This window comes from Cupriavidus sp. 291-E7 (assembly GCF_057798835.1).
In genome coordinates this window covers 70655-94531 of record NZ_JBYOJV010000006.1, presented here as the reverse complement: position 1 = coordinate 94531, position 23877 = coordinate 70655, and the positions used below count along the sequence as shown (strand labels likewise).

Annotated in this window: 22 protein-coding genes; 5 read left to right on the top strand and 17 right to left on the bottom strand. The window is 61.2% G+C overall.

The window, feature by feature from the left end; genetic code table 11:
- Nucleotides 1–15: 15 nt before the first annotated feature.
- The 4 genes from fliD to AC3FLX_RS12510 all read right to left on the bottom strand — a co-directional run bounded on the left by fliD (nucleotide 16) and on the right by AC3FLX_RS12510 (nucleotide 3788).
- Nucleotides 16–1434, bottom strand: a complete 1419-nt coding sequence (gene fliD, locus AC3FLX_RS12525; RefSeq protein WP_488696915.1) for a flagellar filament capping protein FliD — start codon at nucleotides 1432–1434, stop codon at nucleotides 16–18.
- 47 nt (nucleotides 1435–1481) lie between these two features.
- On the bottom strand, nucleotides 1482–1862 hold the full coding sequence (locus AC3FLX_RS12520) for a flagellar protein FlaG (protein ID WP_488696913.1): 381 nt from the start codon (nucleotides 1860–1862) through the stop codon (nucleotides 1482–1484).
- Between the two features lie 126 nt (nucleotides 1863–1988).
- On the bottom strand, nucleotides 1989–3179 hold the full coding sequence (locus tag AC3FLX_RS12515; protein ID WP_488696912.1) for a FliC/FljB family flagellin: 1191 nt from the start codon (nucleotides 3177–3179) through the stop codon (nucleotides 1989–1991).
- Between the two features lie 288 nt (nucleotides 3180–3467).
- Nucleotides 3468–3788, bottom strand: a complete 321-nt coding sequence (locus AC3FLX_RS12510; RefSeq protein WP_488696910.1) for an RNA chaperone Hfq — start codon at nucleotides 3786–3788, stop codon at nucleotides 3468–3470.
- Between the two features lie 916 nt (nucleotides 3789–4704).
- Between AC3FLX_RS12510 and AC3FLX_RS12505 the strand changes: the two genes are divergently transcribed.
- Nucleotides 4705–6744: a methyl-accepting chemotaxis protein gene (locus tag AC3FLX_RS12505; RefSeq protein WP_488696908.1), complete on the top strand. Its 2040-nt coding sequence runs from the start codon at nucleotides 4705–4707 to the stop codon at nucleotides 6742–6744.
- A 251-nt stretch (nucleotides 6745–6995) separates the two neighbouring features.
- Entirely contained in the window at nucleotides 6996–8546 is a 1551-nt protein-coding gene (locus tag AC3FLX_RS12500) for an MDR family MFS transporter (protein ID WP_488696906.1), read from the top strand.
- A 54-nt stretch (nucleotides 8547–8600) separates the two neighbouring features.
- Here AC3FLX_RS12500 and AC3FLX_RS12495 read toward each other — a convergent pair whose 3' ends face one another.
- The 7 genes from AC3FLX_RS12495 to AC3FLX_RS12465 form a co-directional block, all read right to left on the bottom strand.
- Nucleotides 8601–9539 (bottom strand): oxygenase MpaB family protein, encoded by a 939-nt coding sequence (locus AC3FLX_RS12495; RefSeq protein WP_488696905.1) that lies wholly within the window; start codon nucleotides 9537–9539, stop codon nucleotides 8601–8603.
- A 65-nt stretch (nucleotides 9540–9604) separates the two neighbouring features.
- Nucleotides 9605–10642, bottom strand: a complete 1038-nt coding sequence (locus AC3FLX_RS12490) for a cytochrome d ubiquinol oxidase subunit II (protein WP_488696903.1) — start codon at nucleotides 10640–10642, stop codon at nucleotides 9605–9607.
- Nucleotides 10639–12003, bottom strand: coding sequence for a cytochrome ubiquinol oxidase subunit I (locus tag AC3FLX_RS12485; protein WP_488696901.1), 1365 nt, complete (start codon nucleotides 12001–12003; stop codon nucleotides 10639–10641). Before AC3FLX_RS12485 ends, AC3FLX_RS12490 begins: the two co-directional genes overlap by 4 nt.
- A 3-nt stretch (nucleotides 12004–12006) precedes the next feature.
- Complete coding sequence (locus tag AC3FLX_RS12480; protein WP_488696899.1) at nucleotides 12007–12648, bottom strand: GbsR/MarR family transcriptional regulator; 642 nt, start codon at nucleotides 12646–12648, stop codon at nucleotides 12007–12009.
- A 249-nt stretch (nucleotides 12649–12897) separates the two neighbouring features.
- Nucleotides 12898–13359, bottom strand: a complete 462-nt coding sequence (locus AC3FLX_RS12475; RefSeq protein WP_488696897.1) for a hypothetical protein — start codon at nucleotides 13357–13359, stop codon at nucleotides 12898–12900.
- A gap of 254 nt (nucleotides 13360–13613) precedes the next feature.
- A complete protein-coding gene (locus tag AC3FLX_RS12470; protein WP_488696895.1) occupies nucleotides 13614–14081 on the bottom strand; it encodes a cupin domain-containing protein in 468 nt (155 codons plus the stop codon).
- Between the two features lie 484 nt (nucleotides 14082–14565).
- A complete protein-coding gene (locus AC3FLX_RS12465; protein ID WP_488697342.1) occupies nucleotides 14566–14958 on the bottom strand; it encodes a RidA family protein in 393 nt (130 codons plus the stop codon).
- A 136-nt stretch (nucleotides 14959–15094) separates the two neighbouring features.
- On the opposite strand from AC3FLX_RS12465, the gene AC3FLX_RS12460 reads away from it, so the two are divergent.
- Nucleotides 15095–16006 (top strand): LysR family transcriptional regulator, encoded by a 912-nt coding sequence (locus tag AC3FLX_RS12460; protein WP_488696893.1) that lies wholly within the window; start codon nucleotides 15095–15097, stop codon nucleotides 16004–16006.
- A 22-nt stretch (nucleotides 16007–16028) separates the two neighbouring features.
- Nucleotides 16029–16598: a YdeI/OmpD-associated family protein gene (locus tag AC3FLX_RS12455; RefSeq protein WP_488696891.1), complete on the top strand. Its 570-nt coding sequence runs from the start codon at nucleotides 16029–16031 to the stop codon at nucleotides 16596–16598.
- A 317-nt stretch (nucleotides 16599–16915) separates the two neighbouring features.
- Here AC3FLX_RS12455 and AC3FLX_RS12450 read toward each other — a convergent pair whose 3' ends face one another.
- From AC3FLX_RS12450 to AC3FLX_RS12425, 6 genes are all read right to left on the bottom strand, one after another.
- On the bottom strand, nucleotides 16916–17155 hold the full coding sequence (locus AC3FLX_RS12450; protein WP_488696889.1) for a hypothetical protein: 240 nt from the start codon (nucleotides 17153–17155) through the stop codon (nucleotides 16916–16918).
- Nucleotides 17156–17506: 351 nt separating this feature from the next.
- The gene (locus AC3FLX_RS12445) at nucleotides 17507–18070 is read right to left on the bottom strand and encodes an Imm42 family immunity protein (RefSeq protein ID WP_488697340.1); all 564 of its coding nucleotides are present in this window, start codon (nucleotides 18068–18070) and stop codon (nucleotides 17507–17509) included.
- Between the two features lie 278 nt (nucleotides 18071–18348).
- The gene (locus AC3FLX_RS12440) at nucleotides 18349–18549 is read right to left on the bottom strand and encodes a hypothetical protein (RefSeq protein WP_488696887.1); all 201 of its coding nucleotides are present in this window, start codon (nucleotides 18547–18549) and stop codon (nucleotides 18349–18351) included.
- Between the two features lie 39 nt (nucleotides 18550–18588).
- Nucleotides 18589–18750 (bottom strand): DUF2474 family protein, encoded by a 162-nt coding sequence (locus AC3FLX_RS12435; protein WP_488696885.1) that lies wholly within the window; start codon nucleotides 18748–18750, stop codon nucleotides 18589–18591.
- A gap of 40 nt (nucleotides 18751–18790) precedes the next feature.
- Nucleotides 18791–19801 carry a cytochrome d ubiquinol oxidase subunit II gene (cydB, locus tag AC3FLX_RS12430; protein ID WP_488696883.1) on the bottom strand — a complete coding sequence of 337 codons (1011 nt, stop codon included), beginning with the start codon at nucleotides 19799–19801 and terminating at the stop codon, nucleotides 18791–18793.
- A gap of 4 nt (nucleotides 19802–19805) precedes the next feature.
- Nucleotides 19806–21242, bottom strand: a complete 1437-nt coding sequence (locus AC3FLX_RS12425; RefSeq protein WP_488696881.1) for a cytochrome ubiquinol oxidase subunit I — start codon at nucleotides 21240–21242, stop codon at nucleotides 19806–19808.
- A 302-nt stretch (nucleotides 21243–21544) separates the two neighbouring features.
- On the opposite strand from AC3FLX_RS12425, the gene AC3FLX_RS12420 reads away from it, so the two are divergent.
- Nucleotides 21545–23824 (top strand): FdhF/YdeP family oxidoreductase, encoded by a 2280-nt coding sequence (locus tag AC3FLX_RS12420; protein ID WP_488696879.1) that lies wholly within the window; start codon nucleotides 21545–21547, stop codon nucleotides 23822–23824.
- Nucleotides 23825–23877: the final 53 nt, after the last annotated feature.

Genomic DNA, 23877 nt, shown 5'->3' with positions numbered 1-23877 from the left:
CGTTACTCCAGTTGGTTACTTCTTGGTGCTGCTCGTCAGGGCCGAGAACTGCTGCGTCAGGTAGCTGCTGGTCTGGTTCATCTGGGAAACCAGCAGATCAAGCTGCGTGAACTGGGCGCGGTAGCGGTCCATCGTCGCGGTGATACGGTCCTGCGTCGCGGTGTACTTGGTTTCCAGGTCCTTCAGCGTCGACGTGATGCCGTCGGTGGCGGCGGAAAGCGCGCCGCCCGAGGCGTTCAGCGAGTCGACGTAGTCGGTGATGGTCTTGCCCATGCCCGAGGCACCGTTGGCGCCCGAGAAGAAGCTGGTCAGCGTGCTCAGGTTGCTGGAAATGGCCTTGTTGAGCTTGTCGTCGTTGATCTTCAGCGTGCCCGAGTTCGAGCTGTCGAGGCTGAATTCGACACCCATGTCCGACAGCGTGACCGTGCCGCCCTTGCCATCCGACATCGGCGTGGTCAGCATCGAACGCATGCGCGTCAGGATGTTGCGCAGCGTGCTGTCGCCGTTGAGCGCGCCGGACGTGCCTGCGTCGGTGTCGAATGCCGTCAGCGTCTTGGAGGCTGCCAGCACGTTGTTGTAGGCGGTGACCAGGCTTTGCACGGCAGTCTTGATCGACGCGTCGTCGCGCGTCACGTTCATGCTCGTGGTGCCGGTGCCCTTCAGCGTCAGCGTCACGCCCTGGGCGGCTTCCGCCACGGTGTTGCTCTGGCTCGTGATGTCGATGCCGTTGATGGTCAGGGCGGCGTTGGCGGCCGTGACTTTTTCCTGCATGCCGTTGGGCTGCACGGCGACCGACGGGTCGAAGCCGACCACGTCGTTCACGGCGCTGTTATCGGCCGAGATGCGCATCGACGACTGCGTGCCGGTCTTGTCGGACGTCAGCACCAGACGGTAGGGCGTGCCGCTGCCGTCGTTGATGATGCTGGCCGTCACGCCGATGCCGGCCTTGTTGATCGAATCGCGGATGCCTTGCAGCGACGTGTCGGAGCCGATCGTCACGGTCTTGGTGCTGGTCGGCGTGCCGCCCGAGCCAAGGTTCTCGCCAAAGTCCACCGTGATCGTGCCACCGCCGATGGCGGCGGTCTGGTCGGCCACCTGCTTGGACACCAGGCTCTGTGCCTTGGCCAGCGACGTGACGTTGATGGTGTAGCTGCCGGCGACGGCGGTGGTGCTAGTGGTGGCCGACAGAACGCTGTCGCTGCCGACCGATGCCTTCACGGCGCCGAACGTCGATGCGGTGGCCAGCGTCTTGGCGGCGGCCGAGTAGGCGTCCAGCACGCTCTTGATGGTGCCGTAGCCGCTCAGTTGAGCCTGGTAGCTCTTGGCCTGGGTGTTGATCGTGTCGAGCGCAACGTTCTCGTTCGTCTCGATTTTGTCGAGCAGATCCTGCAGCTGGAGATTGGAGCCGATGCCGATGGAGGAGATTCCGGACATGTTTTTCTACCTGTTGTTATCGCTTCAACTGATGGGCTTGCGGTGAATCAGACTGCGTGACTGACGAACAGACCCTGGAGCTTGTCGATGGCGCGCGCAAAGCGCAGCACTTCTTCACTGGGCAACTGGCGGATCAGTTCACCGGTTTCCTTGTCGACAACCTTGGTGATCACGCGGTGGGTGGTGTCGTCGATTTCGAAGCGCAGGCCGATCGACGTGGTCTTGAGTACATCGACCAGTTCTTCCACCGCCGCTGTCATGTTGGGCGGGGTGTCGCCGGAGCCGGTGTAGGCATCCATGTTCTGGCTTGCGGACACCGGACGAACGGCACCAGCGGCCGTGGCCGGCACGGAGGGTGCGGGACCAATGGCCGCGGGTTCGGCGGAAATGCGTGCCGCCGGCATGGAAACGGGTTGAGTGGATGCCATGATCAGCTCCGTCCGGTAGGGCAGGAAGAACACTACGGTTGAAATGCTTTGCAGGCAGCGGTCTGCCTGCAAAACACTCCAGCAAAAAAACCGGGCCTTGCGGCCCGGTTTCTTGCGGCGATGCGATTAACGCAGCAGCGACAGCACGTTTTGCGTGGTCTGGTTCGCTTGCGACAGCACCGACGTACCAGCTTGTTGCAGGATCTGCGCGCGGGTCATGTTCGACACTTCCGTTGCGTAGTCAGCGTCTTCGATGCGCGAACGCGAAGCCGACAGGTTGTTCACCGTCGTGCTCAGGTTGTTGATCGTCGATTCGAAGCGGTTCTGCACAGCACCCAGGCTCGAGCGCAGGTTGTCAACCGTTGCCAGGGCCTTGTCCAGCGTGGCCAGCGGGTTGGTCGTGGCAGCTTGCTGGAAGTCCGAAGCTTGCAGCGACGAACCGGTCAGCGTGAAGCCAGCGGTGCTACCGTTGACCGAAGCGTCGCTCGGCTTGACGGCGATGTACATCGTCATCGACGTGGCCGTGCCGTTACCAGCGAAGCCCTTCGAGCTCAGAGCGGCGTCGTCGGAAGCGGTCAGGCCGTTCATGCTCACTTGCACGAACCAGTTGCCCTTCGAATCGGACACCACGGATTGCGAGTTCACCGAAGCGCCGGTGCCCAGGCCCAGAGCGCGCTGGATGTCAGCGTTGGCAACGCCGGTGGCCGAAGCGGCCGTCACCGGGGTAGCGGAACCCAGAGCTGCTTGAGCCGAGGTGCTGTCGATGGCAGCCGTTGCGCCTTGCGGGCCGGCAACGCTGAAGCCTGCAACGCCCAGGGTCTTCGACGTGATTTGTTTCAGGGCGATCGAAATCGTTTCGCTGTCGTTGGCGCCAACCTGGATCGACATGTTTTGATCCTTGGCCAGGACCTTCACGCCGTTGAACTGGGTCTGAGCCGACACGCGGTCGATTTCCGACAGACGTTGCTTGATTTCGTCCTGGATCGACTTCAGGTCCGACGACGAGTTCGTGCCGTTGGCGGCTTGCACCGACAGTTCACGCACACGTTGCAGGTTGTTGTTGACTTCGCTCAGCGCGCCTTCGGTCGTTTGAGCGATCGAGATACCGTCGTTGGCGTTACGCGAAGCTTGCGTCAGGCCCTTGATGTTGGCGGTGAAGCGGTTGGCGATAGCCTGGCCAGCTGCATCGTCCTTGGCGCTGTTGATACGCAGACCCGACGACAGGCGTTGGATAGCGCTGTTCAGCGACGACTGCGACGTGTTCAGGTTGCTCTGCGTTTGCAGCGACAGAATGTTGGTGTTGATGACTTGCGCCATGGTACGACTCCTATTTGCAATGTTTTAGGCATTCCGGCGGGTGCCGTAACGTTGGCTGCCTGCTAAGCAGGACGTAGAGTGCCTCCGTTGCAAAGGTTATCGACCGTGGGTGAGAAGACTTTAGAGTGACTTTTGAGCGAGTTGCGGGCGTAGCCGGATCTGGTGTATGGGCCGTGTTGAGCCTGACAACCGGCCATTTCCGGCCCCTGAGTTTGTGTGCCTCTATATATATAGGCGCACGGGCGGCGGCACCGGCGCTGTCCGGCCCGCCAGGCCCGGCCGGGCGGTTCAGCGGCGCTTGCGTGTGCGTGGAATGAAGATGCGCACGAAGTCCGGCGACTCCTCGGCATCGAGCATCGCCGTGGCGTCGTTGGACGCGTGGGCGGGCGTCACCACCGTGATGGCGCGCTTGTAGATCAATGTGGGGGTGGGATCCTCCGCGGAGCGTCCGAGCAGGATCATGTAATTGTCCGATGACAGCACGATGCCGTTCAGTCGCGTGCCGTTTGACAGATGCACCACCACTGCGGCGCGGCTGGCACTGTGCGCGGCGAACTGCAACTGCTGCAGCTTTCTGCTGGGTCTGGGAGCCTTGATTTCCTTCTTCACAACTTCTCCGGAAGAGCCCGCGAGGGTTCTGGCGGCTGACAACGGTCCGATGATCAGTAACTACGGCTGGCGTCGCACTAAAAGTGACGTCGAGCGCGAGCTGATCGCGGCGAGAATTGAAACATTCGCTCTCGGAACCGGCGCTGGGACGTGGCGCCATGATTGCAGCTGACAGGCGTTTCACGAAAGTGGATAGCACTGCCCAGCTGCCGGATATGGTCGGCGCTGCCAGGAGAGAAGGGGAATACTTCAGGCGGGAGAGTAACAAAGTTTTACAACCGTTGACGAAGCACCGGATGACCTGAGCCTAGAGGAAAAGCTCTATTTATTCAGTTGCCGCTTAATAGTGATTTGTGTAGCACTTTTCGGATTTGTTTCATCGGCTGTAATTGACGCCTGCTCCACAACCCGCGCCAGCTAAAGGTTTCCGGGAAGCGTCCGTTATTCATCGATAAGAATAAAAGTGCGCTAGACCATCATTTTTAGCATTCAAGTGGCCCATCAGTTACATCCGCTATCGGGGGAATCCCTGATAGAAGCGCGATTTACACCTCATGTAAGCGGGTTTATATTCCGGGTTCGGGTCCGGGTACAGCCGGTCCCTTCACAGCAGTCCTGAAAGCCTACGAGCACCCCGCGCGTGGGCTTCTTTTTTTTCAGCCCGCGTCCTTCGCGGCGATCCGTCTGTTTGCGGTGTCTGCCACGTCCGCCGGTTGCTGCGGCTCGGAATGCACGGGTCAGATTAGACGCCACCCGCCGCACCCCCAATTTGTGGAAGAGCAGCGACTTTTCCCCTCAATTCAAATATTCGCTCAAGTGCCCTGCATCCCGCGCCGTTACCGGGCGGTGCGATGCCCCGTGACGGGCGAATGCAGCGCGTACAAACACAAACGAACAGAGCGAAAGGTACGACGTGATGGGCTTGCGGAAAATGGGTATCGGCGCGCGGATGTTGCTGGCGTTCCTGGCCGTGGTGGTACTGCTTGCAGCGGTGGCCACGCTGGGTGTCAGGGCACTGAGCGGCATGAACGACGCGATGCATCAGGCCGTGGAGCAGCGCCTGATGCGGGTGATGGACCTGAAGGTCGCCAAGGAGCAGGGACTGACGATCGGCATCCTGGTACGCGATGCCGCCCTGACCGAGGACCCGGCACTGGCCGAACAGAACGCGGAAAAGATCAACAAGCTCCGCGAGCAGATCGGCGCGACGCTTGAGGATCTGGGCAAGGTGATGCGGGCGTCCGCGAATCCCGACTCCAAGGCCAGGCTCGAAGAACTGATGCAGGTACGCGCCAATTACAACGGCCAGCTCGACCTCGTCCTGCAGCAGCTGCGCGGCGGCGCCTTTGATGGCGCGCGGGCGGGCCTGGTGGTGACGTTGCCCGCGGCACAGGCTGCCTATTTCGAAAAGCTCGACGCCGTAGCCGAACTGGGCCGCACGATGGCCGTGGCCGCCGTCGACGATGCTTCCCGCCAATACGTATTCACGCGCAACCTGCTGATCGGCATCTCCGTGGCGGCCGCGATCATCGCCGCGCTGCTGGGTGTTGCATTGACCCGATCGGTCACGCGCCCGGCAAACCAGGCGCTGGACGCCGCCGAAGCGCTGGCGCAAGGTCAGCTCGGCCATGCGATCCACGTACGCAGCAACGATGAAATGGGCCGCATGCTTGGCGCGCTGGAGCGGGCCTTCGGCCAGCTCGGTACGCTGGTGCGCGGCATCCAGCAGGCAGCCGGGTCGATCGACACGGCCGCGCGCGAGATTTCCAGCGGCAATACCGACCTGTCGCAACGCACGGAAGAGCAGGCCGCTTCGCTGGAGCAGACCGCCGCATCGATGGAGCAGCTCACGTCGACGGTGCGCCAGAATGCCGAGAACGCCCGGCAGGCCAACCAGCTTGCGGTCAACGCTTCGGACGTGGCCACGGAAGGCGGCCGCGTGGTGCGCAGCGTGGTGGACACGATGGACGGTATTTCCAAGTCGTCGGCCCGCGTATCGGAAATCATCGGCGTCATCGAAGGCATCGCGTTCCAGACCAATATCCTGGCGCTGAACGCGGCCGTGGAAGCGGCTCGTGCCGGCGAGCAGGGCCGTGGCTTCAGCGTGGTGGCTGCCGAAGTCCGCAGCCTGGCGCAGCGGTCGTCGTCGGCGGCAAAGGAGATTGGCGAGCTGATCAACGGCTCGGTGCGGCAGGTACAGGACGGCGCCAAGCAGGTGGAAGTGGCTGGCAAGACGATGGATGACATCGTCGGTGCCGTGCGCCGCGTGACGGACATCATGGGCGAGATCACCGCCGCCAGCGAGGAACAGACCGCCGGCATCGAGCAGGTGAGCCTGGCCATCACGCAAATGGAAAGCGTGACGCAACAGAACGCCGCGCTGGTGGAAGAAGCCAGCGCCGCCGCCGAAAGCCTGATGCAGCAGGCTGGCGGACTGGTGAGCGAAGTGGCGCGTTTCGATCTGGGCCAGGCCGGTAGTCTGGCCGCCGAGCGAGAGCCTGCCCCGCGCTTGACGGCCCCGCGCGCGGCCGCCCCGCGTGTGGCCGCAGTGGCTGCCGTGGCTACCGTGGCTGCTCCGCAGCCCGTGCGCCGGATCGCATCGAAGCCGGCTCCAGCCAAGCCAACTCCCGCGAAGGCAACTCCCGCGAAACCAACTCCCGCGCTGCCCCGCCCGGTGGCTGCCGCTGCCGCGCCGGTGAAGAAAGCGCCTGCGGTGCAGGCAACCAAAGCGGCACAGCCGGCCGTGACGCGCGTGGCCGCCGTGCCAGCGGCAGCCCGGCCGCCGGTGCAGCGCAAGACAAAGGCAGACCCCGTGCTGGCTCGCCAGTCGGCCAAGCCCCGCGCGCCCGTCACGCATCAGCGCAAGGAGCCCGTGCTGGCCACCCCCGCGCGCCGGCGTCCGGCAGCCGCTCCGGTACCCGGCGCGGCCGATGCGGGCGATTGGGAGACCTTCTGACCGCTAGCGGTCGCGCAATGATGCCGGGCCGCCGTTCGCGGCGGCCCCATCCGCTGCAGGCCGGCGCCTCTGCGTGACAGCGGATTGACCGCAAAGTGTGGCGCGTGTCTCTTTTTGGCTCCGGTGCGGTGGCGCTGAAAGGGAATGGACAAGCACGGTTTTCAGCAGTCGCCTAAAATACCGGCTCCCCTTCATCCGACAGAAGAGCAGCGAAGCCCGTCCGGGTCTTCATCTGCCAGCCAGGCCACACCATGTCCGCAGCGCCATCCTCCAGGCTTTCTCCTGACGCTCCCCCGGCCGACGTGCCCGTGATGCAGGTTATTTTTGGCCTGATGCTGGCCATTCTGCTCGGCGCACTCGAACAATCGATCGTGGCCGTGGTGCTGCCCGACATCGCGCTGCAGCTGAACGGGTTCGAGGACATGGCGTGGGTGATCTCGGCCTACCTGGTGGCGTCGACGGTGGTGACGCCCATCTACGGCAAGCTCTCCGATGTGCTGGGGCGCCGCTCGGTGCTGACCTTTTCGATCGTGCTGTTCCTGCTGGCATCGATTGCGTGTGCGATGGCCACGACGATGCCGATGTTGATTGGCGCGCGCATCCTGCAAGGGCTGGGCGGCGGTGGCCTGATCTCGGTGTCGCAGGCGACCATCGCGGATGTGGTGCCGCTGCGCGAACGTGGCAAGTATCAGGGCTATGTGAGCGGCGTGTGGGCCGTGGCCAGCATGGCCGGTCCCGTGATTGGCGGGTACCTGGCGCACTTTCTGTCATGGCGCTGGATATTCTGGATCAACATTCCGCTGGCTCTGGTGGCACTGGTTGTGGTGCGGCGCGCGTTGCGGCACCTGCCGGTCAGTGGCCGCAAGCACAAGATCGACTACCTGGGCGCGCTGCTGTTCGGCGGCGGACTGTCGGGCGTGCTGGTCTTTCTGACGCGGCTCGGGCAGGGGCATTCGCCGCTGGAGCCCCAGACGATTGGTTTGCTGGCGGCGGGCCTGATCGGGCTGGTGCTGTTCTTCTGGCAGGAGCGTCGCGCGACCGATCCCGTGATTCCGCTGGCGATGCTGGCGGTGCCCACCGTGGCAATCTGCTGCCTGACGTTGTTCCTGTGCTTCTTCCAGTTGATTGCGATGTCCGTGCTGCTACCGCTGCGCTTTCAAGTGGTGGGTGGCGCGCACGCCGATACGGCTGCACTGCGGCTGGTGCCGCTGACGCTCGCGATTCCGTTCGGCGCCTATATATCGGGGCGGCTGATGTCGTGGAGCGGCCGCTATAAGCCATTGCAGATGACGGGCTCCCTGGTGGCGCCCGTTGCCATCGTGGCGCTGGCCTTCACGCCGCCCGGCGCCGTGTGGCTGGCGGCGCTGGTCATGATCGTGCTGGGTCTGTCGATCGGGCTGCAACTGCCCAGTGGCCTGGTGGCGACGCAGAATTCCGTGCCACCGCAGCAGGTTGGCATTGCCACGGCGCTAACGGCGTTCTCGCGGCTGCTGGGCGGTGCGGTCGGTGTGGCGGTTCTGACGACGGTGCTGATCGCGCTGCTGCGCCATAGCGGCGTAGCGGTATCGGATCTGAGTGGTGGCGAAGACGTGCTGATGAGCATGTTCCGACGGGCCATCGCCGCGACGGACCAGAATGATGCCGCTGCCGTGCGCGCGGCCGCCGAGCATGCATTCCGCGTGCTGTTCCTGATGAGTGCCGGCGTGTCGCTGATTGCGCCGTTCTTTGTGGCGCGGCTGAAGGAAACCACATTGCGCGGCAGCCCGGTCGCCGCGACAAAGGTGGCCGCGGCGGCGGAGTAGCTGCGCAAGGGCCGGGTTGTTGTCTTCCGCGTCCCGCGCACGGGAGCGTCGACATCAAACAGCGGCCGGCGACTGCACCCGTCTGCGCGCCCGTGCAGCCAGCCCCGGTCCCAACGCCCAGCGCAGGGTTGGCGCCAGTCCGCGCATACCGGCCAATGCCAGCGACCGGCGCAACGATGGCCTGTGTAGTCCCAGCATCCGGCGCGCCCACGGCGGCAGCAACGCCACGCCCGCATCCGCCATCGTCCTCACGGCAGGCACCAGCAGCGGGTTGGCTACCGGCATGGCCATGATCAGCCGGACCACTTCCTTGGTGCGATCGCTGTTCACCAGGCCGGGCCGTTGCGATTCCAGATAGGCGTCGATCTGCGCGCGTGATCGCGGCACATCGGGCGCGCCCAGCAGGGCTGCTACGCGCGCTTCTTCCTCGAAGTACTGGCCCTGTTCCGCCAGCGATAGCGGACCCACATAGCGCAGGTATCCCGCCATGAAGCTCGACACTTCCGCCACGTGCACCCACGTCAGCAGCTCGGGGTCGTCCGCGGCATACGGCTGGCCGTCGGGCGCCATTCCCTTGATCGACGCATGGATGCGGCGCACCCGTTCGATCAGTTGCATCGCGTCCGCGTGGCTGCCGTAGGTGGTGCCGGCGATGAACTGCGCGGTCCGGCCCAGGCGGCCCTGCATGTCGGTGCGGAAGGTGGAGTGGTCCCAGACGCCAGCCAGCGCGCGAGGATGCAGCGCCTGCAGCAACAGCGCGCTGACGCCGCCGGCCAGCATGGCCGGGAAGTCCGCGTGCACGCGCCAGCAAACCGCGTCGGGGCCGAACAGGCCCGGGTCGCCTGGCGGATTGTCGTAGTCGAGCGTCAGCCCGGAGTTGCTGCGCGTCAGCGCACGCACATTAGCGCCGGCCTGGCTGCGCAGCCGTTGCAGCAGTGGAACGGTGGTTGCGCCCGTGGGCGCACGGCTGGATGGGTCGGGTGTAGCTGCCAAGGGTAGGGATCGGGGGCGATGGCTCGATGCTCGTCAGCATACACCCCCGATATGCCCGATGCGTATCAGTCGTAGCGCAGGTCCGTTGCCTTGCCCCAGAACACGCGATACGCGTATGCCGTGTAGCCCAGGATCGTCGGCAGCACGATGACCGCGCCAAGCAGAATGACCATCAGCGATTCCGGTGCGCTGGCGGCCTGCCAGATGTCGATGCGATCGACCACCAGATACGGGAACAGGCTGTAGGCCAGGCCGTTGAAGGCCAGCACAAAGATCACGGCCGTGCCTGCGAAAGGCACCCAGCACCAGCGGTCGTTACCGCTTGCGTGCTGATTGCGCATGCGCCGCAGGAACCGCTCGATCACCACGAACAGACCCATCGTCAGCAACGGGATCGGCGCCAGCATGATGATGTTCGGCAGCGCAAACCACTTGTCGAAGATGCGCGTGCTGACCATCGGCGTGACGACCGAGATCGCGGCCACGCCGATCGCCGTCAGCCACAGGCTGCGCCGTGCCCAGTAAATGGCGCGCAGTTGCAGACTTCCGGTGGTCTTCATGATCAGCCACGAGGCGCCAAGCAGGCAGTAGCCGGCCACCAGGCACAGGCCCACGGCCACGGCGAACAGCAGGTTGGGCAGGTCGTAGCGGAACCCGGTGATATAGAGCCCCAGCATCAGCCCCTGCGAGAAGCTGGCCAACAGCGAGCCGGCGTAGAACGCAAAGTTCCACCACGGCTTGTGCGGGTCGCGGGCCTTCACGCGGAAGTCGAATGCCACGCCACGGATGATCAGGCCGGCCAGCATCATCGCCACCGGCAGGTAGAGGTTGGTCAGGATCACCCCGTGCGCGAGCGGAAACGCCGTCAGCAGCAGCCCTACGCCCAGCACCAGCCAGGTTTCATTGGCGTCCCAGAATGGGCCGATCGACGCGATCATCGTGTCCTTGTCGGCATCGTCGGCGCGGCGCAGCAGCACGCCCACGCCAAGGTCGTAGCCGTCGAGGATCACGTAGATCAGCATCGACAGCCCCATCAGCGCCAGGAATACCAGCGGCATCCAGCCAGCCGGCTGGCTCAGATCGTGAATCGTGGCCGGGTTCATTGCGCGCTCCTGGGTTGGCCGATGAGGGGTTGCGATGTTTCGACATCGTGGCCGGATTTACCCGCCTTGCGGGCCAGGTGGAACACCACGGAAATGTAGGCGACGATCAGCAGCAAATAGAGCGACAGGTACATTGCCAGCGTGCTGCCGATCATCGTGGCGGGCACCTTCGAGGCGGCCTGCGCCGTGGTCAGCACGCCATACACCAGGTAGGGCTGCCGTCCGATTTCGGTCACATACCAGCCGGCCACCAGCGCGATCCAACCCGAAAACGTCATCGCCACCAAGACGCGCGCCAGCCACGCCGACGGGGCACCCTGGCGGCGGATCTGCCACGTGCCAAGCCATGACACCGCCAGCATGAGAAGGCCCACGCCCACCATGATGCGGAATGCGAAGAACAGTGGGGCCACCGGCGGATGACGGTCGGCAAACGCGTCGATGCCCTTGATCTCGCCATCCGCCTTGTGAGTCAGGTAGATCGACGCGAGCTTGGGAATCGCAATTTCGAAATCATTCGATTGCGTTTTGGCGTTAGGTAGCCCAAACAGCACGGCCGGCGCGCCTTTTTCGGTCTTCCAGATGCCTTCCATCGCCGCGATCTTGGCCGGCTGATGGTGCAGCGTGTTCAGGCCGTGCAGGTCTCCCGCCACGATCTGCAGCGGAATCAGCATCGCCGCAAGCGTGACGCCGGTGCGCAGGGAATGCATGACTTCGCGGCCGCGGTCGTGGCGCAGCCAGCGATAGGCCGAGATACCCGCCAGCAGGAACGCCACCGTCAGGCCCGAAGCCAGCAGCATATGTACGAGCCGATACGGGAACGATGGGTTGAAGATGACTTCGATCCAGCTCACCACGTGGGCGCGGCCATCGATCATTTCGAAGCCGGCCGGGGTTTGCATCCACGAGTTCAGCGCCAGAATCCAGAACGCCGACAACGTCGTGCCGCCGGCCACCAGCAGCGTGGCGATGGTGTGCATGCGGTTGCTGACGCGACGCATGCCGAACAGCATGATGCCCAGGAACGTGGCTTCCAGGAAGAACGCGGTCAGCACCTCGTAGGCCAGCAGCGGCCCCGCGATATTGCCCACGGTTTCCATATAGCCGGGCCAGTTGGTACCGAACTGGAAGCTCATGGTGATGCCGCTCACCACGCCCATTGCGAAGGTCAGCGCAAAGATTTTGACCCAGACGCGATAGGCGTCCATCCAGCTTTCATCGCTGGTCTTGTTGTAGCGCAGCTTGAAGAACAGCAGCACCCAGCCCAGCGAGATGCTGATCGTCGGGAACAGGATGTGGAACGTGATATTCGCGGCGAACTGGATGCGGGCCAGTATCACCGGATCGACACTTGCAAACACGGGTTACTCCTTGCGGGGGCGGGCGGACTTTGCGGGGGCTTTGCTGCTGGCGGATTTGGCGGGCGCCTTGTCCGCTTTGTCCCTGGCCGCGCCGCCCATGCCGATGGCAGAGGTCAGCCGGTCCTTGACGTCCAGCAGCTTGGTGACGCGCGAGCCCAGGCGCATCAATTTTTCGAGCGTGGCGACGTCGAGATTCTGCATGTCGCCAAACCAGGTGGTGACCAGCAGGATCAGTCCGTACATTTCCTTCATGCGCGCCTGCGCATGGCGGTCTTCATCGGACAACGGCGTTTCCAGCTGGACTTCGCGCAGCATCGACAGCGTGGGATCGATCTCGCGCCGGCGCCGTTCCTCGGCCAGCGTACGGAAGATCGCCCAGACGTCGTCGGGCGCGGAGAAATATTCGCGGCGATCACCGGGCTGGTGCGACAGCTTCACCAGATTCCAGGACTCCAGCTCCTTGAGCCCGATACTGACGTTGGAGCGCGAAAAGCCAAGCGATTCGGCGATCTCGTCGGCGTTCAGGGGGCGCGCCGCAGTGAAGAGAAGGGCGTATATCTGACCAACCGTACGGTTGATCCCCCAGCGGCTGCCCATCTCACCGAAGTGGAGGACAAAGCGCTGGATCAGGGGCGAGAGCTGCATTGTCTGTTTTGAATTTTTAGAAATTTGTGAAAGTTTAGAACAAAACTTAGGAACTTGCGCGGGGGTGTGGCGGGGTGTCGCAGGAGGGGCTGGCCTTCAGGGAAGGGTTTCCGCTCGCGCTGTGGCGAGGCGAGATAGCCGGTACGGATCTCGGTCTACCGCAAGAGTGACTGTCTCAGACCGACCCTTAGCGGCCACCCAGACTTCTCCGAAACGGCCGTTCGATGGCTGCGGAGTCGGTAGGGTGAGTTATCCTCCCGAGCGTTTAGCCTGATGCTCCAGGAAGCCCTCCGCCTCCTGGACGACATTCGCTCCAAGAGGATGCTTCCGTACTCCCCGCAGCAGGCCGAGCAATGTTGCCCTTTCCGATGCGTCCGTTTTGACGTTCAGGATTCGATTGACCATCCATAGATTCAGGTACATTGGTCTACGGCGAACCGATTCGGCGAGTCGTTGTTCATATGCAGCAACGCCAAGGGATTCAATTGCGTGAATAAGTGGGCCTGGACTGCCTAGGTCGGCATCCGGCGAACGCTCCATGACGTCGAACATAGCAGGAAGCACTCGGGTTTTGTCTTCGACGGGCAGCGCTTTGAAGTCGTCTCCCAGTAGGTCATAGAGATCATCGCCGTTAGTATCGCTTTCGGCTACAAACTCGTTGAGGGCTGCAATGATCTGATCGACTGTCATTGTCGGCTTCGTATCGGGCATCGGATCTCGGGATTGTCGATGATTCGTGTGGCGGTGTTGACCGTCTCAGAATGGCCGGTCTGGGCCCACCGGATGACGGCCGTCATGGCCGGCCGGCTCTGACCGACCCTTAGGGGACAGCGGCACTTCCTCGAAGCTGCCCGACTATCCGAAGCTCGCGCAACTCTGGTGGAAGAACGTGGCCACAGCCGTCACGGAAACGGCGACGCCTGGTGGCGTCGCCGTTTTGCATTGTGCTTCCAGCCTGCAGGAGTTCAGGGCAGCAGATGGGTATCGCCGGCGGCTTGCGGCGGCAGCTTGATGGCCAGCGCCTTGAACTCGCCGTTGGAGGCCATCGACCCCGCGTGGGCCGCGCCCTTCGGAATGATGATCAGGTCGCCTGGGCCAACCTCGCGCTGCTCGTTGCCGAGCCAGAACGTGCCCTTGCCGGCAATGACGTACTGAATCTCGTCGGCGCTGGTGTGGTAGTGCTTCGGCACGTTGCCGGCCTGCACCGCTACCGTGCCGTGCGGCGTCGAGACCAGTCCTTTCGTGCGGAGCGTGCCCATGTTGGGAACTTGCGGCCCGATGTCTTCGTTGCTCATGGCCGCGAGATTGATGATTTGCGGCGCGAGCCCGGCGGGCGGGGTCTGCGCGTGAGCCAGTGGCAGTTCCAGGTGCGCAGCAAGGTAGCCGCAGGCAAACGCGGCAGGCACGGCGAGTAGAGCAGCAAGTCGACGCATTGTTGTTATCTCCCTTTTGATTTTTATTCCCTTTGCGGGGCTCCCGATCATTACACCGCCGTTACGCTTCGATCAAGCGGAGAGGGAGGACTGTCTCAGCAATATTGCAACGCTCTGCACTATCGTTGGGCGGTCGCAACAATGATCCCTTTGATGGTTCAGCGCATTTCCAGTGTCAGGCGTTCCGATGCTATACGGTCAACGGTAACCGCGTGTTCGCCACGCCGAACTGGCCGCGTCGATCGTGTCGACTGTCCGCTTCTGGCCGAACTCAGACCTCTTCCCCGCTAGGATATGGGCTTGCCAGGCAATAGGCAGCCAATAGTCCGAAGCAGACCGTCTAGTTTCAGAGATCGATTTTCGGTTACAGCCTCTTTGCGCGCACGCGCCGCCCGTTTCGGAACGCCGGCACGAGTAGAGCAAGGCCATACAGTCGAAGATGCAGTTGCCGTACACAGGCGGGCCGGCTCATCTGCCCGACTCTTCAGGCATTGCACGGCAGCTTGGCAATGACCTTGATCTCGAAATCGAAGCCGTAAAGCCATGTCACTCCGATTGCGGTGAGCGCCGGGTGCGGTGCTTCACCCCAGAACTCGGGAACAATCTGCCACACGCGTTCGAAAATCGATTGGGGATCGACCAAGAACACCGTGACGTCCACCACATCGTCGAACGTGCATCCGGCCTCGCGCAGGATCGCATTCAGGTTTCGAAAAGCAAGCCGCACCTGTTCCTGGAGGTCCGGCTCAGGGCTTCCGTCTTCGCGGCTGCCGACCTGGCCAGACACAAACAACGAGCCATTTGCACGTACAGCGGGGGAATACCGGTTGCGCTCATAAAGAGCCCGGCGCTCCGGCGGGAATATCACATCGCGCATGCTCACTCTTGCCTCAGTTGAAAAGTCATTGATTTCGACCAGAGTTACTCTACCGGTGGTGCCCCGGACGATAAACCGCTGACCCTGGTCATGACTGTTTGTAGAATGCAAACAATTCGGGTACTGGGCAACACTCATGGATCGTTTCGACGCGATGCGCGCTTTCGTTCGGGTGGTCGAGGCAGGCAGCTTTACAAAGGCGGCCGACACGCTTCACATGAGCAAGACCACGGTGACGCATCTGGTACAGCAGCTCGAAACACGCTTGCGTGTGCGGCTGTTGAACAGGACGACACGGAAGCTCAACGTCACACCAGACGGCGTCGCATACTATGAGCGCGTGACGCGGCTGCTTGCCGACATGGACGATGCCGAGACGAGTCTGTCGAGTGCATCGGCTGCACCGCGAGGCCGCCTTCGCGTAGATGTGCCAAGCCCCATCGCGCGCCTGCTTCTCATCCCGGCGCTACCGGATTTTTTCGCCCGCTATCCTGACATTCAGCTCGACCTGGGCGTTAGTGATCGCACGGTAGACATCATTGGCGAGAACGTGGATTGCGTCGTGCGGGGAGGCGAACCGAAGGATCAGTCCATGATCGCCCGGCGCGTGGCCGAGCTTCCGCTCGGCGTCTTCGCGTCGCCGGGGTATCTTGCAATGGCCGGTGTGCCTTCACATCCTGAGGAACTCGAAGACTCGCATCACCGCATCGTCGGGTTTTCCTGGGGACGCGCGGGCCATCTTTATCCCCTCGTCATGCATCGTCGGGGCGAGAGGGCGGAGGTGAAGGCCCGATATGTCCTCGCCGTAGATGACGGCAACGCCTATCTTGCGGCGGGGTTGGCCGGCCTGGGCATCCTTTGGCTCCCCCGCTATATGTCGAAACATCTGAAAAAGGGCGAACTCGTTGCGCTGTTCGAGGGCTGGCAACTGGATCCGATGCCGCTCTACATTGCGTATCCACCAAATCGCCACGTCAGCGCGAAGCTGCGTGTGTTCATCGACTGGGTTGCGGCAGTGATGAACGACCGTCTTCGCGACTCTCCTTGATCGTGAATATCCGGATGATTCCATGACCGAACCGCACCTGACGTTTTCGAACCAGAACGAGTGGGAAGACTGGTTGGCACAAAACGGCGACACCTCGACCGGGGTATGGCTGCGTCTTGCGAGGAAAGGCGGCGGGGAGTCGACCTTGACTTACGAACAGGCGCTGGCCACCGCGCTTTGCCACGGCTGGATTGACGGTCAAAAACAGGCTGGGAGTGACAATTACTGGCTGCAACGCTTTACTCGACGTTCTGCAAGAAGTATCTGGTCCAAGCTCAACAAGGAAAGGGCCGAAGCGCTTGTCGCCGCAGGAAAGATGCGGCCAGCGGGCATGCGGGAGATCGAGAAGGCCAGGAAGGACGGCCGCTGGCAGGCTGCCTATGCGTCCGCCAGCAACGCGGTCGTGCCGGACGACCTCCAGGCCGCACTGGACGCCAATCCAGCAGCCAACGCATTCTTTGCGACACTGAACAGCCGCAACCGCTACGCCATCCTGTTCCGGTTACAGAACGTCAAGACGCAAGCAACACGCATGCGCAAGATCGAGGAATTCGTCGGCATGCTGAAGCGCGGCGAAACCTTTCATCCATAGGTACCCGTAGTACTCGTCGCGTGCTGCGGGGCTGTTTGCGACGCCAATCGGGTCCCAAACATAGAACAGAACTTCATCCACTCGCCTGTACAGCTCCAGACCATCATCGGTCAATTTGTGTCCCACTAGCTTTTCCTTGTCTCGAGACGGAAAGAAAATTGTCCACGATCCAGGTGTCGACGTCGACTGTCCGCTTCTGGCCGGTGTCGGCCCTTGGCCTATCCGTGTAAGGGTGTCCTTAGGCCAGAGGCGACTTCCGACAGCCGGAAGCGGGTAATGGTGACCACGCGTTCGCAATAACGCAGTTATGTGCTGAGTTAAGCCAGTGGAGTCGGCAAAGTGGTTCCATCCTCGAATGCGCCAAGTTCGGTCCGCGCAATCCTTAGCAAGCGCTCGATCTCAACGAACGGTAAGCCGTTTTCGAATAGGGAGACTTCCAACGAGTTGTTAGCATCGCTTCGAAAGATTTCAGCGACAACCTCTCCGCTTTCGTTCAGCAACTCAAGACCTAGTCCGTCTCGTTGAATATCCGATGCAACTTGAAGTTGGAAACTCATTATCTACTCCATCATGCCTATTCGCGCAGCGTCGCGAGTAACAGCGCTTGATTGTCGACGATATGGCCGCCCAAGTCGAATGTCGTTTCTTGGCCGGGAAGAGCCCCTCTATTCACCACGCCGCCCGCCTCGGAGCGTGCCCAATCGGAACCTGGCGTTTGGCTTCGACGATAAGCCCTGAACACTTCTGCGGCTGGAACTGACTTCCGGCCTGCCGTCCGCTAGCCGTCCCTTTGTACCCACATACTGTGAGACGGGCCGCCCCTTTTACCCACTAACTGTGAGATTTCGACCCGGGTAGTTTGCGACGGCGCTCAGCAACTCCTTGATTTACCTAGGCCATATCTCGATTCATACTTGGTCCGTTCCCTTGGAGAGCAGCGCCGCGGAATCTTCAAACCATTCAAGAAAATATTGAATAGCTGCCGGGATATCAAGTAACGAGGTCTGCAATGAAATGACCTCCTCTACATCTGCTGTACGAATGAGAATCTTGACTTGGCGCGACGGCGGACAAAAGATGAAGGACTTGGCATCGTGATCGAACTGTTCCCCCCAATTCTTTAGAAAGCTGAAGCGCGCATAGCTGTGCCAGTCGCGTTGACACTCATCAACAGCGCGGGTGTCATTGATCAATTGATCGCCTCGGGCACCATACAACAACAGATCGACTCGGTCTGCCAGTTGCAGATCGCTCAGACCATTGAGGTCTTCCAGCCAGAGATCAGGGAGTGTCTGTAGTAGTTCTTTGAAACCAAGATACGCTGGATACAACGCGCACCTAGGATCCGAGAAATCCCCGAGTTGGACGTTTTTGCACCATACGCGCATTCGACCGTAGACGGCGGAGGGTGGCGTCAGATCGGGCTCCAGCATTGCCTCGATCGCAAAGTCCTGCTTGCTGCCAAAGATCATCTTCAAAAGAAGTTGCCGCTAGTCGCAAAAGTATATCTGAGCGAACCGCGCTGAACGCTCGCGACCGATCTCGGAAACCCGTTGGTCACCGCCGCGCTGCGCGCAGCCCATTGCCGCGATCACGGCCTGGTTGTCGAACCCTTTGAGTCGTTCCTGCATGGCGCCGAGCAGCGCGTTTCCACCGTCTGCGGCCTGCAAAAGCTCAACGTAGTGACGCCGCAGTCGGCCAGATGCTCGCCAGCCTCGCGCTCGGCGAGCATATTGGCCCGTTCTGTCACCTATTCGCTATCGAGCTCCTCGAACGCATGGCCGTTGGCTTCGAGCTCTTTTAGCAATGCGGGCGTTATATCGGCTTTTGTCATGGTGCCGTCCAGTTGCCAGGCGCTTGCGTCGGCGAGATCGGGAAGACCCGCTCCCTTGCGGACGTACAGGCCGAGCGACGGTTTTGCAAGGTTGATATAGAAGTCGAATTCGTCCATATGCGTGGTTCCTTTCAGTGACACCTGAACCGACGAAGGCTAATGCGATGTCATGCCAACGGCCGACATCAGCAGTCTAAGCAGTTCGGCGGCCAGCGCGACAACAGAGACGCTGGCGGCCCACAGCCCCGCCAGCCAGATCAACTGTTTGCGGCGGTTGCGAACGGGTAGTCTCTGTTCCGGCATCCTGTCTTCCTTCATGGTGTGTGTCTGCGTAGCAGTCGGTCGGGGGATGAATGCCCTAGTGGTGATAGCCTTCTCCCAGCTTTACTTTTCCGCGGAATACGTAGTAGCTCCAGCTCGTGTAGACGAGAATAAAAGGCAGGATGAACAGCGCACCGATCAACGAGAAGAGCTGGCTTTGCACGGGCGAGGCCGCCTGCCACAAGGTGATCGAGGGCGGGATGATGTTCGGCCAGAGGCTGATGCCAAGACCGCTGTATCCCAGGAATATGATGAGCAGCGTAATCAGGAACGGCGTGGCCGTGGCGCGATGGGCCAGCGCCTTCAGCGTGGCGATGAAACTGACGACGACCAGCACGGGTACCGGAAGAAAGTAGAGCAGATTGGGCATGCTGAACCATCGTTCGGATATCCGGGAATGGGCAAGTGGGGTCCAGACGCTGACAATCGCGATGCCGATCAACAGCAGCCATGCAAGGTACGAGGCATAGCGATACATCTCTGTCTGCAGCCGTCCCTCCGTTTTCATCACTAGCCATGTGCACCCCAGCTGCGCATAGGCGATGACCAGTGCCACGCCGCAGAATAGGGGAAACGGCCGCAGCCAGTCGAAGCTACCGCCGGCATACGCATTGTTCTGCACAGGCAGCCCGTCGATAAAGGCGCCAAGGACGATGCCCTGCGCCAGCGTGGCGGTGATCGATCCACCTATGAAAGCCTTGTCCCATAGATGCCGTCTCTTCTCGCTCGCCTTGAAGCGGAATTCGAACGCCACGCCCCGGAAGATCAGTCCTAGAAGCATGAACACCAGCGGCAGGTACAGCGCGCTGAGTACCACCGAGTACGCCAGCGGGAACGCGCCGAACAGTCCCGCGCCACCCAGCACGAGCCACGTCTCGTTGCCATCCCACACGGGTGCGACGGTATTCATCATGACGTCGCGCTCTTCCTTGCCTTTGACGATCAGGAACAGCACGCCAATGCCGAGGTCGAAGCCGTCCATGATGACGTACATCATCACGCCAAACACGATGATCAGCGCCCAGATCAGGGTAATGTCGACGCCCATGACGTTATCTCCTCGAACTGGAATCGCTCTCGGCGGCCGTCGCATCGTCCGCCGCCGAGAGCGGACGTGCGGGCCGACGCTGCTGGCCGCCCGTATCGATCGTGACGTCGGGCTCCGCAGGACGTGGCCCCTTGTGCACGAGACGCAGCATGTAGCCAATGCCCGCACCGAATAGCGCGAAATATACGACGATAAAAAGCAGCAGGCTCAGCCCGACCTGTGCTGCTTCGAGCGGCGATGACGCGTCGGCGGTGCGCATCAGACCATAGACCACCCAGGGCTGCCGGCCCATCTCCGTGGTTACCCATCCGGCGAGCAACGCGAGCAGTCCGGCCGGCCCCATGCATAACGCCACCGTGAGAAAGGCGCGCGACGTATGGAGCCTGCCGTTGCGGCGCAGCAGGAGGCTCCAGAGTCCGAGGAAAATCATCATTACACCGAGGCCAACCATCATGCGGAAGGTCCAGAAAATGACAGTCGAATTGGGGCGGTCTTCCGGCGGGAAGGATTTCAAGGCCGGAATCTGCCGGTCCAGGCTGTGTGTCAGGATGAGACTACCGAGCACGGGAATCTCGATGGCGAAATGCGTTGTCTCGGCTTTCATGTCGGGCCAGCCGACCAGGACCAGTGGTGAAGGCTCGCCGGGCACGTTCTCCCAATGGCCTTCGATTGCCGCGATCTTCGCCGGCTGATGCTCGAGTGTGTTGAGCCCATGCGCATCGCCCACCACTGCCTGGATGGGGGCCACGATCAACGCCATCCACATTGCCATTGAGAGCATGGTCCGGCTTTCCGGAGAGTCCTGCCGGCGCAGCAGATGCCAGGCACCCGTTGCACCGACGAACATGGCGGTGGACAAGAACGCGGCGATAGCCATGTGGGCAAGCCGGAACGGAAACGACGGATTGAAGATGACGGCCAGCCAATCCACGGGAACTGCCCGTCCGTCGATGATGGCGTGCCCTTGCGGCGTGTGCATCCAGCTGTTGGACGCCAGGATCCAGAACGTGGAGATCAGCGTGCCGATGGCCACCATCGCCGTGGCAAAGAAGTGCAGGCCTCTTCCCACGCGCTCCCATCCGAACAGCATGACGCCCAGGAAGCCCGCTTCCAGAAAGAACGCGGTCAGCACCTCGTAGGTCAGCAGGGGACCGGTGATGCCGCCGGCAAAGTACGAAAATCGACTCCAATTCGTTCCGAATTGATAAGCCATGACCAATCCGGAAACCACGCCCATTCCGAAATTTATGGCAAAAATCTTCGACCAGAAGAGATAGAGGTTTCGGTAGGCATCCTGCCCCGTCTTGAGCCACAAACCTTCCAGCACTGTCAGGTAGCTGGCCAGACCAATGGTGATGGCGGGGAAGATGATGTGAAAGCCGACTGTGAAGGCAAACTGAAAGCGCGCCAGATCGAGAGCAGCAGAGCTGTAGGTTTCCATGCTTATTCGGCTCCACTGTTGTTGCTTCGGATGCCAGGCAACGTAAAGGAATATTTAGTCGCTAATCCGGTCCTTCGCAAGAAATCCGTTGTTGCATCGCCGTGTTTATATACTGCTGTGACCACATTTTTTATATACGCGGCGGCATCGCGTGTGGGTTTCATCACTTCGAATGATTATGGTCGCCAAATTTGTAACAGCCGATGCCACATTCGAACAGGGCGCACTATCGTTGCGATTAGTTTGAGGTGTCCTATGTGAGCGCGAGCATAGATCTCGGCAAATCTGTTGAGGGAGCGATCATGGCAATTCGACGCGAGGTGCCCGGCGTGCGTCCTTATGACGGACCGGCCGGGGGATGGGGAGCACTGCGGGCAACCACTCAGGCGATTCGCACGCAGATGGATAGCGTCAAGGCGCCAATCACGCTGCTCAGGACCAACCAGCCGGACGGATTCGATTGCCCTGGTTGTGCCTGGCCCGACAAGGAGCATCGATCCACTTTCCAGTTCTGTGAAAACGGTGCCAAGGCCGTGACGTGGGAGGCCACCACCAAACGAGTGCGCCCGGACTTCTTCGCGAGCAACACGGTGACGTCCCTGCTGCAAATGTCTGATTACCAGCTCGAAGACATGGGCCGCATCACCAATCCGATGGTGTATGACAGGACAACCGATACGTTCCGGCCGGTCGAATGGAGCGCGGCATTTAGCCGAATTGGAGAAATCCTCCGGAGCTTGTCGCCAGAACAGGTCGATTTTTATACGTCGGGACGGGCCTCGAATGAAGCGGCCTATCTCTATCAGCTGTTTGCCCGGGAATACGGGAGTAATAATTTTCCCGATTGTTCGAATATGTGCCATGAGCCCACCAGCGTCGGGCTGCCTCTTTCGATAGGCATCGGAAAAGGAACGGTTTCACTGGACGACTTTGATAAATGCGAGCTGGTAATTGCGATTGGCCATAATCCAGGAACCAACCATCCTCGCATGATGGGAACATTGCATGAAATATCCAGGCGTAATGTTCCGATTATTGTCTTCAACCCGCTGAAGGAACGGGCGCTGGAAAGATTTGCCGATCCGCAAAACTGGCTGGAGATGGCGACCTATGGTTCGACGCAAATCGCGTCGACCTATTATCAGGTTGCCGCTGGCGGGGACGCAGCCGCCCTCAAGGGCATTATGAAAGCATTGTTGAAAATGGAGGGCGACCAGGGGGATATCCTCGACAAGGATTTCATCGCGCTCTATACCGAAGGTTTTGAAGCGTTCTCGAAGGATCTGGAGGCTACGTCGTGGGAGGACATCGAGAAGGCGAGCGGCCTGACCCGGGCCGAGCTTGAATCCGTTGCTGGGCTCTATGCAAAGTCGAATGCGACGATCGTGACTTACGGCATGGGCGTGACCCAGCATAGCCGGGGAACGGCGAATGTTCGGCTGATCGCCGACCTGCTTTTCCTGCGCGGCAACTTCGGCAAGCCTGGCGCTGGAATCTGCCCGCTGCGCGGCCACTCGAACGTGCAAGGAAACCGTACGGTCGGCATCACGGAAAAGCCGTCGGAGGACTTTCTTCAGCGAATCGAGAACACCGTTGGTTTCAAGCCGCCGCGCGAGCATGGACGGGACGCGGTGAAAACCATGCAGGCGATGATCGAAGGAAAATCGAAAGCGCTGATTTGCCTGGGCGGTAACTTCGCAGTGGCACTCCCCGATTCGGACCAGGCATTCCCAGCCATGAGCAAGCTCGACCTCAGCGTGCATATCGGCACCAAGCTCAATCGGACCCATTTGCTGGTTGCCAAGGAAACCTATCTCTTTCCTTGCCTGGGCCGAACCGAGCTGGATATCCAGGCGGGTGGGCCACAGTCGGTCACCGTTGAAGATTCGATGTCGATGGTGCATGCGTCCGCAGGCAGGCTGCCCCCTGCATCCGAGCATCTGCGCTCAGAGCCGGCGATTATTGCCGGAATGGCGGAGGCAACCTTGCCAAACAGCAAAGTGCCTTGGTCGGAGCTCATTGCCGATTACGACAAGATTCGTGACCTGGTCGAAAAAACCGTGCCCGGTTTCGAAGACTTCAACGCGCGCATTCGAGAACCCGGCGGCTTTCGGCTGCCATTGCCCCCCACGGAGCGAAGATGGACCACGCCATCAGGCAAGGCGGTGTTCTCGGTCTATGGCGGCGTGAAGGAAGATGCTGACGTGCTTGGCGCTCAGGACGTGCTGCGTCTAATGACGATTCGCAGCCACGATCAATACAACACCACGATCTATGCTCTGGACGACCGCTATCGTGGCGTGTTTGGTCGTCGGGACGTTCTGTTCATGCACGAAGCCGACATGGCGGGGCGCGGGCTCGAACATGGCGATATTGTCGATATCGAAACGGTGGTCTCCAATCGCAAACTGCATCTGAAGGGCTTAACGGCCATTGCGTACGACAACATCGTCCGCGGCTCGGTCGCCGCCTACTATCCCGAAGCCAACGTACTGGTTCCGCTTGACTACATCGATCCGGACAGTGGTACGCCGTCCTACAAATCGATACCGGTAAGGGTAGTCCGCGCCGAGCCTGGTTGAGCCAGCGCTGCAATATGCCGCATGTGGCACGGTCTGGAACGCCTGGATATCGA

Excerpts from the sequence above, each read along its gene's own strand:
- cydB (WP_488696883.1), bottom strand. The coding sequence starts at position 19,801 with ATGGGCGTCGACATTACCCTGATCTGGGCGCTGATCATCGTGTTTGGC.
- AC3FLX_RS12505 (WP_488696908.1), top strand. The coding sequence starts at position 4,705 with ATGGGCTTGCGGAAAATGGGTATCGGCGCGCGGATGTTGCTGGCGTTC.
- AC3FLX_RS12455 (WP_488696891.1), top strand. The coding sequence starts at position 16,029 with ATGACCGAACCGCACCTGACGTTTTCGAACCAGAACGAGTGGGAAGAC.
- AC3FLX_RS12470 (WP_488696895.1), bottom strand. The coding sequence starts at position 14,081 with ATGCGTCGACTTGCTGCTCTACTCGCCGTGCCTGCCGCGTTTGCCTGC.
- AC3FLX_RS12435 (WP_488696885.1), bottom strand. The coding sequence starts at position 18,750 with ATGAAGGAAGACAGGATGCCGGAACAGAGACTACCCGTTCGCAACCGC.
- AC3FLX_RS12440 (WP_488696887.1), bottom strand. The coding sequence starts at position 18,549 with ATGGACGAATTCGACTTCTATATCAACCTTGCAAAACCGTCGCTCGGC.
- AC3FLX_RS12460 (WP_488696893.1), top strand. The coding sequence starts at position 15,095 with ATGGATCGTTTCGACGCGATGCGCGCTTTCGTTCGGGTGGTCGAGGCA.
- AC3FLX_RS12490 (WP_488696903.1), bottom strand. The coding sequence starts at position 10,642 with ATGAACCCGGCCACGATTCACGATCTGAGCCAGCCGGCTGGCTGGATG.
- AC3FLX_RS12425 (WP_488696881.1), bottom strand. The coding sequence starts at position 21,242 with ATGGAAACCTACAGCTCTGCTGCTCTCGATCTGGCGCGCTTTCAGTTT.
- AC3FLX_RS12520 (WP_488696913.1), bottom strand. The coding sequence starts at position 1,862 with ATGGCATCCACTCAACCCGTTTCCATGCCGGCGGCACGCATTTCCGCC.
- AC3FLX_RS12420 (WP_488696879.1), top strand. The coding sequence starts at position 21,545 with ATGGCAATTCGACGCGAGGTGCCCGGCGTGCGTCCTTATGACGGACCG.
- AC3FLX_RS12500 (WP_488696906.1), top strand. The coding sequence starts at position 6,996 with ATGTCCGCAGCGCCATCCTCCAGGCTTTCTCCTGACGCTCCCCCGGCC.
- AC3FLX_RS12480 (WP_488696899.1), bottom strand. The coding sequence starts at position 12,648 with ATGCAGCTCTCGCCCCTGATCCAGCGCTTTGTCCTCCACTTCGGTGAG.
- AC3FLX_RS12465 (WP_488697342.1), bottom strand. The coding sequence starts at position 14,958 with ATGCGCGATGTGATATTCCCGCCGGAGCGCCGGGCTCTTTATGAGCGC.
- AC3FLX_RS12515 (WP_488696912.1), bottom strand. The coding sequence starts at position 3,179 with ATGGCGCAAGTCATCAACACCAACATTCTGTCGCTGCAAACGCAGAGC.
- AC3FLX_RS12475 (WP_488696897.1), bottom strand. The coding sequence starts at position 13,359 with ATGCCCGATACGAAGCCGACAATGACAGTCGATCAGATCATTGCAGCC.
- AC3FLX_RS12450 (WP_488696889.1), bottom strand. The coding sequence starts at position 17,155 with ATGAGTTTCCAACTTCAAGTTGCATCGGATATTCAACGAGACGGACTA.
- fliD (WP_488696915.1), bottom strand. The coding sequence starts at position 1,434 with ATGTCCGGAATCTCCTCCATCGGCATCGGCTCCAATCTCCAGCTGCAG.
- AC3FLX_RS12445 (WP_488697340.1), bottom strand. The coding sequence starts at position 18,070 with ATGATCTTTGGCAGCAAGCAGGACTTTGCGATCGAGGCAATGCTGGAG.